Consider the following 9,932-nt stretch of genomic DNA (forward strand, 5'->3'; position numbering starts at 1 on the left):
GAAGAACGAAAGGAAGAAGACCAACAACAGGGTTTTGATTTCTAGTTCAATGCCAAACGCTCCTTACAGGGGCTATTCAAAGCCACCTTCTAAGAAGGTGTGTTTTTTACTAATAGAAGCATCAACAACAAAATCATATTTCGGAAAGAAAAATTGGCCAGATCTAATACTTCAGAAAAAGTAAAAACTGATTTGGGTAGATAGATTCATTTGTATTTTCTATCCTACAACTCATTATTTTTTCATTAGCCCTTTTTACTGGTGTTATTTAATTGGTGGCGGTAATGGAGGTCCGGAATTTTTATTATTTTCCCGCGGCGGCAAATTAGACACATCATTTTCCTCAAACATGGATAGGGGTCTTGCTCTCTTATCTATTATTCCCCCCTCTTTGGCAAAAAGGAAATAGTGGGGGAATTCCCCTTCCCAGTCAAACAACAAAGCGAACTGCTTCTTTAATATGGGGCCTGACTCACCCACCACCAGAAAGCAGTTTTCCTTTTTTAAATTGTATTTCTCTACAACATTGAGCCACTTTGTTTTATCATTTTCGAAAAACAGCCAAATAGGTCGTACTTTTTTCGAGTTGTCCAAATGTGCTGTTTTTGCATAGACAGACATCTCTTCCAGACAGGGCTTGCACCATGATCCTGAAAAATCAAGTAATAGATAAGGCTGCTCAGTTCTCTCAAACAGATCTTCAAAAACAAGCTCTTTATCATTTACATCAAACAATCGGGCGCCTCTAATTTCATTGTTTATATAACCCGATTTTTCAATTCCGCGATTGGGATCCTGATCCAGCTGAAGTGCATATTCCTTAAAAGCAGGATAGGTTAGTTTTTCAATAAGCGCTAATTTTTGTTCTTCACTTAACATTCCGTCATTAAAAAGATTGAGCTGTACATACTGCTTAACCGTATCATTACTGCCATTGAACCTTTCAAGAATAGATTGCGCGTCGAGACCCATTTCCTTGAAAAAGTAAATTTTTCATTAACCACACTTGTAATCACTTTAACCTAAAAAATATGCTTCCTGATTTTTTTAAGACGCTTCCCATTCTTTCATACCTGTTTATCTGGTGTATTTCATGTTATTCTCAGAATGCCGAAGCGCTGTCTGATGAAAAGCCGGAAATCTATAACACAACAATTGTAATAAACCTCAAAAAGAATGCTGACAGGGAACAATTGTCTCTTGGGCTGCGTAATCCGTTAGCTTTTAATCCGCTTTATCTCCCACCCCCTCCAAATACTATTGATACTTCAACGAATCTTAAAACCGTAATAAAAACCACTATCGAAAAGCCGACTTATTTGACCTTGGGGCATTATATATTACATATTGAGCCGGGCGACAGCCTAAACATGGACTTTGAAGTCTTGTTGCAAACAAAGGAGCGCTATAAGGATACCATCAACATTAATCATGGAAATGTATTTTTTATTTGGAAGGGANACATGGACTTTGAAGTCTTGTTGCAAACAAAGGAGCGCTATAAGGATACCATCAACATTAATCATGGAAATGTATTTTTTATTTGGAAGGGAGACTCTGGTCTTTTGCTCGAGAAATATTTGGGAAGCATTGCCGGTTCTCTCAAAGATCTGAAAACGGCCGACCAAATGGCTGAATACATGTCTATAGAACACCTAATGACCATGGCTGATAGTAGTACGGTACTGATTTACAAAGACCACACCAAACTGAAACGTGACAGTTCTACTTTTGAAACTGTAAAAAAAAATGGTGCTGACCGCCTTCTCGCACGATTAGCTTACAGGCTTGCACTTCTTTATACCAACACCAAAGACGAATCAATAAGAAGTGCCATTGAAACTAGTGAGATGAATATGCTTGAATATGCTAGTTTACAAGAAGAGGATTATGATGACCCCGTGACTTTGGTCTACTACCGATCTGTCTTTTAAAATAAAAACTTAATCATTTTAAGAATTGTATTCGGGGGAAAAAAATATTTTATGATTTTTTAGGATTCTTAGTTCAGTTGTACCCCATTGATCTATAGAAGAATCAACAACGAAATCATAATACGCGAAAGAAAAATTGGCCAGATCTAATACCTCAGAAAAAGTAACAACTGATTTGGGTAGACAGACTTACCTTTATTATCTGAGTTAGAATAATATTTAGAAATCGGGTAAGCTTTAATTTCAAAACCCAACGAAACAGGGACCTGTTTCATCTGTTTACAGGTAGTCTTTTGGTTGCCACAAAGACTTTCCAGAACTGAGTTAGGGGAATCTGGCGCGCATCTAAATTAGGGGTTGCTAGGATGATGAAGACAATCTAGGATTGGCTGGTGTTCTTGGGTCTTCTCTGATCCGGTTCATTCCGTATCTGTCTTTTGCATGGTCCCTTGCAATTGGCTCCCCTTAATTTCTGAAATTAATCACTTGATTTAATTATATGCCTACTTATTTATTTTCTAAGCAGTCTCTAATTAAAAATGCGATTCAATTAACTCAACGTTCACCACTTGCTCTATCGGATGAACAGGCAGGCCAAATTGATTGAAAATGGCTACATCGGCAGCATCACGGCCGAAACCAAGAACTACATAACCGCCACTAGAACCTTCCTGGGTAGCATCAAAAGTATACCATCGATTACCAATGTACGCCTCAAACCACGCATGCATATCCATTGGCTTCAAATTGTGCAAATATCCCACTACAATACGGGCTGGAATACTTAAGCTTCGGCACAAAGCAATTCCCAAATGGGCAAGATCGGTACAAACACCAAACTTTCTATTATTAACCTGTATGGCAGATAAAGGCTGATGGTTGCTGCCAGGAACATAGCTGACGTTTTGCCGAAGCCAGTTTGTAATTGCTACAACTTGATTATATCCTAGAATTTGGCCTTGCGTAATACTCATGCTCATCTCATTAAAAAAATCTGACTCGCAGTATCGACTTGGTAATAAGTAACTTAAAACAGAGTCTGGTAAATTCTGGATTTCAACAAATGGTGCGTCAAATCCTTGGTCAATGTAATCAGAAGTAATAACATCCGAAGAAGTAGCTATTGCGAACATTCCAGGTTGGGCAATCAAACGTTGACACAGGTTACCATAGCCATCCGCAAATTCAAACACAGGGATACTAGGCGTGATTTTGAATTCTTCTCTCTCTACCCACTGCTGACTACCACTTCGCGGCCTCAACATAAGTATAAATGGGGTGGGTGCTACAATCTCAAATTTTATGTTACAGCTTGTGTGTAAGTACATGTGTTAATTTTTTTAATTCCTTAATTAGGTAGCTAGCAATACCCAATGTTACAGGTGAGTTTAAGGTGGATATTCTATAAGAATTTCACCTGTTTTAAAAATAACCTATTAAAATCGCCGATTATTTTCATGAACCCAAAGGGTTCTATTGCAGACAATCATATGTCGAAAAATCAAGTATTATTCATACCCAAGCTTATAGATCTTATCGTCAAATGCGCAAATATATAATTCCTGGTTTTGGTCGATACCAAAGGAAGAAATAGGGAAGGGGGCTTTTAACAATTCAGTGTTGACAGGATTCGCCGGATCACTGCCATCCAGACTCCAGATTCTTCCAGATGCAAAATCAGCATAGATATATAATCCCTCTAATTCAGGAATGGCAGTTCCATGATAAACAAAACCTCCCGTGATGGATACGTCTCCCTGTGATCGGTCATATTCCCAAATTGGCATTTCCAGCCCTTCTTGATTACAATCTGAGGAGTTGTAGCAATGAAATCCTTCCATGGTATTCCAACCGTAATTTCCGCCTTTTGTGATAATGTCAATTTCTTCATATTTGTTTTGGCCTACATCACCAGTCCATAGTTGACCATTGGAGGAGTCAAAGCTAAATCTCCAAGGGTTTCGCAATCCGTAGGCATAAATCTCCTCCCGGAAGTCTTCAGAATTATCGACAAAAGGATTGTCCTCAGGGATTGAATAGTTGGTAGATCCATCTTGTTGGTCTACGTCTATTCTTAAGATAGTACCTAATAAAGTATTCCTGTTTTGCCCATTTCCCTGAGGATCTCCACCACTCCCTCCGTCGCCAACTGCTATATAGAGATAGCCGTCTGGACCAAATGAAACTTGTCCTCCATTGTGATTGGAAAACGGTTGGTCAAATTCTAAAAGTACTTGCTCACTAGCTGGATCTGCCTGATTAGGATTTGATGTGGAAACGCTAAAACGTGAGATTACAGTTCTATTGGGATTGGAAGCAGTATAGTTTACATAGAAATAGCCGTTGTTTTCATAGTCTGGGTGAAATGCCAGTCCCAATAAACCTTCCTCGTTTCCGGAATCATCCACTCGGGTTTCAATATCCAGAAATTCACCCTTATCGGATGTTTCGGGGTCATTTTGAAGAACTGATATAACTCCCCGTTGTTCCACTACGAATACCCTATTTGAGTTGTCGCCCGCATGCTGAAAATCTACCGGTCTGGTAAATGACAACTGAGGAAAGGCTTCTTGTATAGTTAAGTCCTCATTTGGATTAGGAGTACTGGTAGAATTTTCCTGTGAACAAGCCGTACTATATGAAAATAGTAGAAGTAGAAGGATATTGAGGTAGGTCTTCATGCTGAATAAGAATGGTGGTTGTTGATGCTTTTGAAATCTAATTGCTTAGCTAAACAAATTAATGCTCTGTACTCCCTACGTAAAAATGAGGAATTTGAATGGATTAAAATTCTGTTTATTCCATTCTATTTTTTAAGTTTAAATGTGTACCCGCATGAATGTACGTACTAGAATTATGTCTGATGCTAGCCTGTGAAAAAAATCCCCCTAACCCCCTTTTAGAAAGGGGGAATTGCGAAATTGAACTTCAAGCATTGATTCCAAGTACATACTTGCAGTTAAACGGATACACATATTAGTTTAAATACTTTTCTAGCCAGCTTTGTTTACTTTTTCTCGGGAGTAAACATGCTGAGATCCCACTCATTATACCAGTGAATTTCCATTTCACCTTCTTCTGTGATGGTAATTGGTAGAAATACATACTCGGATTCAGGCTTTCCTCTTCCATTCCAGCGGTCTCCCATATACAGATAGGCATCTTTGTATCCAGGTATTTTGAAAATAAAACAAGGCTGAGAATTGAATGAGTTGTTACCTGCATCGCCGACAAAAGGGTTGCCATGCTTCGTGTATGGCCCCATTATATTTTCCGAAGTATAGTAGGTAGCTGGGTTGGGAGTCCAACCAGAACAGCCACTGGTAAGCAGATAAAATTTACCGTTTTTCTTCAAGATTCCAGGACCTTCGCAATGTGCCTCTATGTCCACATCATTGGTAGTGGTAGAGAGATAGTCCTCAGACAACTCCACCATTCTGATGGTCTTGTTGATATGATCTGCTGCATAGCCAATATACGCTTTCTTAGTGTCTGGCTCGAAATACATTCCTATATCTCGGGACTCATGTCCATTTGGTCGATAGTGATCTTGTACTTCAAATGGGCCAGTTGGACTGTCACTTGTAGCCACCCCCAGTTCGGCAGTACGATAAGCTGAGTTGTCAAAGTGAAACCACATGACATACTTTTTATTCACTTCGTCATACACCACTTTAGGCCTTTCAAAGACCTCTATCTCGCCTTTTTCTAAGACTACACCTTCGTTTTTCCAATTATAAAGATCCTGGGAAGAATAGCAGGAGGCTCCTCTGGGAGTGCCTCTGTGCTCTCCATACCAATAGTAGGTTTCCTCTGATTCTACATAAATAATATTTCCTCCATGACTATCAATGTGCATTCCATCATCTGCAAGCCATTGCCCTCCCGGTTTGAAAGAAGTGTATTGGGTGAGCTGCTGAGAAAAAAGGCTGCCTGTGGTAACCAAGGTCATTAATGCGATAGTAAGTACAGTAGCTGAAGCTGACCAAGTAAAAAAGCGAATAGTAGTGATGAAGCTCATGTGTTAATGGAATAAGAGATTTTTTCTGATTGTATATTATCCAAAATGGGGGCGATACTTGAGTCTAATGTAGAAATTTCCCCCTAGGCAAAACCTTACTTCCTATAGAAGCAGCATATAAGTTGCATTTTCAATCCCGTTTGTGGAAACCTACTGTATAATTTTTTCTTCGAAATTGAAGTGTTCTACACTGTACTGGTCTTTCATCGTAAGCCAACTGTAATTCCCTCTGTTATTAAGTAGTAGGTTTTTGGATGACAACTTCTAACACCAGCACAGGAAGAGTCCACCAAAATTGTGACAACAAAAGTGTTTGTAGCCTTTACAAACGATATTTTGGTGATTCTTAAATTAATGCATTGATTATTGTTTAAGATTACCCGAACATGTAAGTTTATAAGCAGTTACACTATTTTTTCAATAAATTGAATCAAAATACAACCCAAAATAAAATAGTAAAATGAAGAAGGAATCATCAAGAAGAACCTTTATTAAAAAGACTGCCATTGCCAGTTCGGCAGCCATGGTGCTGCCTACATTTATCCCAGCTTCAGCTTTTGGAGCAAATGACAGAATTAATGCTGCCGTATTGGGAATTAATGGCAGAGGTAAAAGCCATATCCAAGGCTTTATGGCGCAGAAGGACGTTCAAGTCACAACCCTTTGTGATCCAGATATGAACCTTTTGAGGGAAGGTCAAAGAAGCTTTAAAGAAAAATACAAATTAGATGTAGCCTTGGAGCAAGACCTTCGAAAGGTAATGGATGACAAGGACATCGACGTTGTAGGTTTGGCTACCCCAAATCATTGGCATGCATTGGCGACTATTTGGGCATGTCAGGCAGGCAAGGATGTGTATGTGGAGAAACCAGGCTCCCATAATATTTCCGAAGGACGCAAGATGATTGAGGCAGCAACTAAGTACGATAGGATTGTCCAGCATGGTGTTCAATTACGAAGTTCTCCAGCAGTGCAGGAGGCAATACAATTAATGAGAGATGGGTATATAGGTAGAGTATATATGGCTCGGGGTCTGGTTTTTAGAATGCGGGGGGATATTGGGGACAAGGGAAATTCTCCGGTTCCAGAGGGATTGGATTATGACCTGTGGACTGGCCCAGCTCCAAAAGTACCATTTACCCATAATTTGGTTCATTACAATTGGCATTGGCACTGGGATTATGGCAATGGCGATGTAGGCAATCAGGGGATCCATGAAACGGATCTGTGCATGTGGGGGCTAGATGTTGGTTTGCCTACTAAGATCACCTCAATGGGCGGTAAATATCTATGGAATGACAGTAAGGAAGTGCCCGAGGTATTGACTTCTATCTATAATTATCCAGAGGAGAATAAGATTATCCAGTTTGAAGTAAGACCATGGTACACCAATGCGGAAGATGGAGCTACTGTGGGAAATATTTTTTACGGGGATAAGGGCTATCTAGTGGTAGATGGCTATGATAAGTATAAGACGTTCTTGGGAAATGACCGTACTCCGGGAAAATCAGGAGATGACGGTGGCGTAGCTGCTTCAGGTATGGATAGGGGAGCTGGTGGAACTGACGGTCACTTTGCCAACTTCATCGAAGCAGTTCGTAAGCATGATAAATCTATCCTAAACGGACCGGTAGAAACTGCACACCTCTCATCAGGCTTGGCACATTTGGGAAATATCGCTTACAGGCTAGGACGGGTTTTAGACTTTGATCCTAAATCCGAAACCTTCGTCAACGATCCTGAAGCTGATGCTATGTTGACTCGTGATTATAGACCGGGTTTTGAGGTTCCGGATCATGTATAGAGAACGGAAAATCAAGAGCTGTTTATTAGCGTATTTTGAAGACCTGTCAGAGATCATTTCTGACAGGTTTTTTAATTTATCCTCTAACTGGAAAATCAAAAGTTGAATGAAGAAAAACATAAAACCTGTAATCTCTTTAGCAATGCTGGTTCTAGTGACTGCTTGCTTAAGTAGCTGTAGGTCCTCTGATTCGATGACAAAGGAAGATCAGTCTAAAAATCCCAATATCATCATTATATATATGGATGATTTAGGTTATGGAGATGTGAGTGCTTATGAATCAGGGACTTTACAAACGCCAAACTTTGATAAACTAGCCAGTGGCGGTATACGATTTACCAATGCTTATGCATCCTCAGCTACATGTACCCCAAGTCGGTATGCTATCCTGACCGGAACTTATCCCTGGAGAAATAAAAATGCCAAGATACTTCCAGGAACAGCTCCTCTTTTGATTGATACCGCTCAAATGACAATTCCAAAAATGCTAAAGCAGGCTGGATACCATACGGGAGTGGTGGGTAAATGGCATTTGGGATTAGGCAATGGGAATACAGATTGGAATAGGGAGATTTCTCCCGGTCCAAACCAGGTAGGATTTGATTATTCTTATATCATGGCAGCCACCCAGGATCGCGTTCCAACGGTCTATATCAAAAATGGCCATGTAGTAGGACTGGATCCTTCTGATCCGATCCAAGTCAATTACGATCAAAATTTTGAGGGAGAACCCACGGCACTCAATAATCCTGAGATGCTAACAATGAAATGGCATCATGGCCATAACAATAGTATTGTCAATGGGGTACCCAGAATTGGTTTTATGAAAGGTGGGGAGGCAGCCAAATGGTCGGATATAGATATGGCTGACCATTTTCTGGAAAAAGCAAAATCATATGTAAATGAATCAGCACAAAAGGATACTCCGTTCTTTTTGTACTATGCGATGCAGCAACCTCATGTGCCAAGAACTCCCCATCCAAGGTTTGAAGGAGCATCGGGGATGGGGCCAAGAGGTGATGCGATTGTAGAGGCAGATTGGATTGTCGGTGAGTTTTTGAAAGAATTGGAGGATCTGGGGATTTTAGAAAATACGCTGATTATATTTTCGAGTGACAATGGGCCAGTTTTGAATGACGGCTATTACGATGACGCGGTTGAAAAATTGGGAGATCATACTCCTTCTGGACGGTATCGTGGAGGAAAATATAGTCTTTTTGAAGCGGGTACCAGGCTTCCTTTTATTGCGTATTGGGAAGGTAAAATCCAGCCTGGAGTATCTGATGCCATGATTACCCAAATTGACTTATTTGAATCTTTGGCTGCTTTGGTAGGAATTGATGAAGAAACAGAGGATAGTGAAAATCTATTGAAGGTACTGATGGGTAAAAGCACTCTGGGGAGAGAAGATTTTATTTTGGAAGCAACTACTCGAACGGCTTACAGAAAAGGGGATTGGATGATGATACCACCTTACAGAGGACCTGCAATAGAGCAAAATGTACAAATCGAACTAGGTAACTTAGGAGAATACCAATTGTATAACCTCAAGGAGGATCCATCACAGCAAACAAATCTGGCCAAATCAGATCCTGAAAAACTGGGTGAAATGATACGGGATTTTGAAGCTATAAGAGGTGAGAATAATAGGCAAATCCAGCAGTTGGAATTGAAGTAGGGAAATTAAATATGATTATTCTAAGCCTGCCTGTAGTGTGATTTCATTGTAGGAAAAGCAAAAATCACAAAAAAGGAAAAAGAGGAGTGTTAGAGGATTATTTCCCAAAGGCCATGACCTTTAACTAAGAAGGGAAAATCACTAGATTGGATATTGGACAGGGAAAATAAAATGAACGTTAAGAGTTTTTTACAAAAGAGAAAATACGAGCTTTTATTAATTGCGCTCATACAGCATCTCTATATAGGCATTGTAGTGAGTGATATGCCTTTTTACACAGAAATTCTATGGCCAATCAATATGGTCATACTTGGGCTGGCAAGTGTCGGTGTATTCATAGAAAAAGGGAAACTGAAGAACATCATTAAAAATGTATTGACAATTGAGACTGTAATCTAAACTCTGTCTAAGACTTTGAATTTAAGTTAAAGTTTATAAGATAGAGCAGTATGAAAGAACAAGAATCGACATTCAAGAAGAAAGTATTAGACCAGT

General features: G+C 39.7%; 8 protein-coding genes. 4 read left to right on the forward strand and 4 right to left on the reverse strand.

Annotation, left to right across the window (positions count from 1 at the left end; genetic code table 11):
• The coding region (locus tag SYJ56_RS25525; protein ID WP_323839185.1) for a hypothetical protein at positions 1-184 on the forward strand (184 nt) is incomplete at its 5' end.
• A gap of 80 nt (positions 185-264) precedes the next feature.
• On the opposite strand, the gene SYJ56_RS25530 is transcribed toward SYJ56_RS25525, so the two are convergent.
• The 4 genes from SYJ56_RS25530 to SYJ56_RS25545 all read right to left on the reverse strand — a co-directional run bounded on the left by SYJ56_RS25530 (position 265) and on the right by SYJ56_RS25545 (position 5,955).
• Positions 265-972, reverse strand: a complete 708-nt coding sequence (locus SYJ56_RS25530) for a TlpA family protein disulfide reductase (RefSeq protein ID WP_323839187.1) — start codon at positions 970-972, stop codon at positions 265-267.
• Positions 973-2,467: 1,495 nt separating this feature from the next.
• Positions 2,468-3,262, reverse strand: a complete 795-nt coding sequence (locus tag SYJ56_RS25535) for a transglutaminase family protein (RefSeq protein WP_323839190.1) — start codon at positions 3,260-3,262, stop codon at positions 2,468-2,470.
• A 180-nt stretch (positions 3,263-3,442) separates the two neighbouring features.
• The gene (locus tag SYJ56_RS25540) at positions 3,443-4,615 is read right to left on the reverse strand and encodes a PQQ-dependent sugar dehydrogenase (protein ID WP_323839192.1); all 1,173 of its coding nucleotides are present in this window, start codon (positions 4,613-4,615) and stop codon (positions 3,443-3,445) included.
• 326 nt (positions 4,616-4,941) lie between these two features.
• Positions 4,942-5,955, reverse strand: coding sequence for a glycoside hydrolase family 43 protein (locus tag SYJ56_RS25545; RefSeq protein WP_323839194.1), 1,014 nt, complete (start codon positions 5,953-5,955; stop codon positions 4,942-4,944).
• A gap of 460 nt (positions 5,956-6,415) precedes the next feature.
• Here SYJ56_RS25545 and SYJ56_RS25550 point away from each other — a divergent pair, with 460 nt between their 5' ends.
• From SYJ56_RS25550 to SYJ56_RS25560, 3 genes are all read left to right on the forward strand, one after another.
• Positions 6,416-7,759, forward strand: coding sequence for a Gfo/Idh/MocA family protein (locus SYJ56_RS25550; RefSeq protein WP_323839197.1), 1,344 nt, complete (start codon positions 6,416-6,418; stop codon positions 7,757-7,759).
• Between the two features lie 106 nt (positions 7,760-7,865).
• Positions 7,866-9,437 carry a sulfatase family protein gene (locus SYJ56_RS25555; RefSeq protein ID WP_323839199.1) on the forward strand — a complete coding sequence of 524 codons (1,572 nt, stop codon included), beginning with the start codon at positions 7,866-7,868 and terminating at the stop codon, positions 9,435-9,437.
• Positions 9,438-9,608: 171 nt separating this feature from the next.
• Entirely contained in the window at positions 9,609-9,836 is a 228-nt protein-coding gene (locus tag SYJ56_RS25560) for a hypothetical protein (RefSeq protein ID WP_323839201.1), read from the forward strand.
• Positions 9,837-9,932: the final 96 nt, after the last annotated feature.

It is taken from the genome of Algoriphagus aurantiacus (assembly GCF_035156405.1).
In the GTDB taxonomy this organism is placed as follows: domain Bacteria; phylum Bacteroidota; class Bacteroidia; order Cytophagales; family Cyclobacteriaceae; genus Algoriphagus; species Algoriphagus aurantiacus.

What these genes read in the sequence shown, in the direction of transcription:
- SYJ56_RS25555 (WP_323839199.1), top strand. Translation starts at nt 7,866, where the DNA reads ATGAAGAAAAACATAAAACCTGTAATCTCTTTAGCAATGCTGGTTCTA.
- SYJ56_RS25560 (WP_323839201.1), top strand. Translation starts at nt 9,609, where the DNA reads ATGAACGTTAAGAGTTTTTTACAAAAGAGAAAATACGAGCTTTTATTA.
- SYJ56_RS25545 (WP_323839194.1), bottom strand. Translation starts at nt 5,955, where the DNA reads ATGAGCTTCATCACTACTATTCGCTTTTTTACTTGGTCAGCTTCAGCT.
- SYJ56_RS25550 (WP_323839197.1), top strand. Translation starts at nt 6,416, where the DNA reads ATGAAGAAGGAATCATCAAGAAGAACCTTTATTAAAAAGACTGCCATT.
- SYJ56_RS25535 (WP_323839190.1), bottom strand. Translation starts at nt 3,262, where the DNA reads ATGTACTTACACACAAGCTGTAACATAAAATTTGAGATTGTAGCACCC.
- SYJ56_RS25530 (WP_323839187.1), bottom strand. Translation starts at nt 972, where the DNA reads ATGGGTCTCGACGCGCAATCTATTCTTGAAAGGTTCAATGGCAGTAAT.
- SYJ56_RS25540 (WP_323839192.1), bottom strand. Translation starts at nt 4,615, where the DNA reads ATGAAGACCTACCTCAATATCCTTCTACTTCTACTATTTTCATATAGT.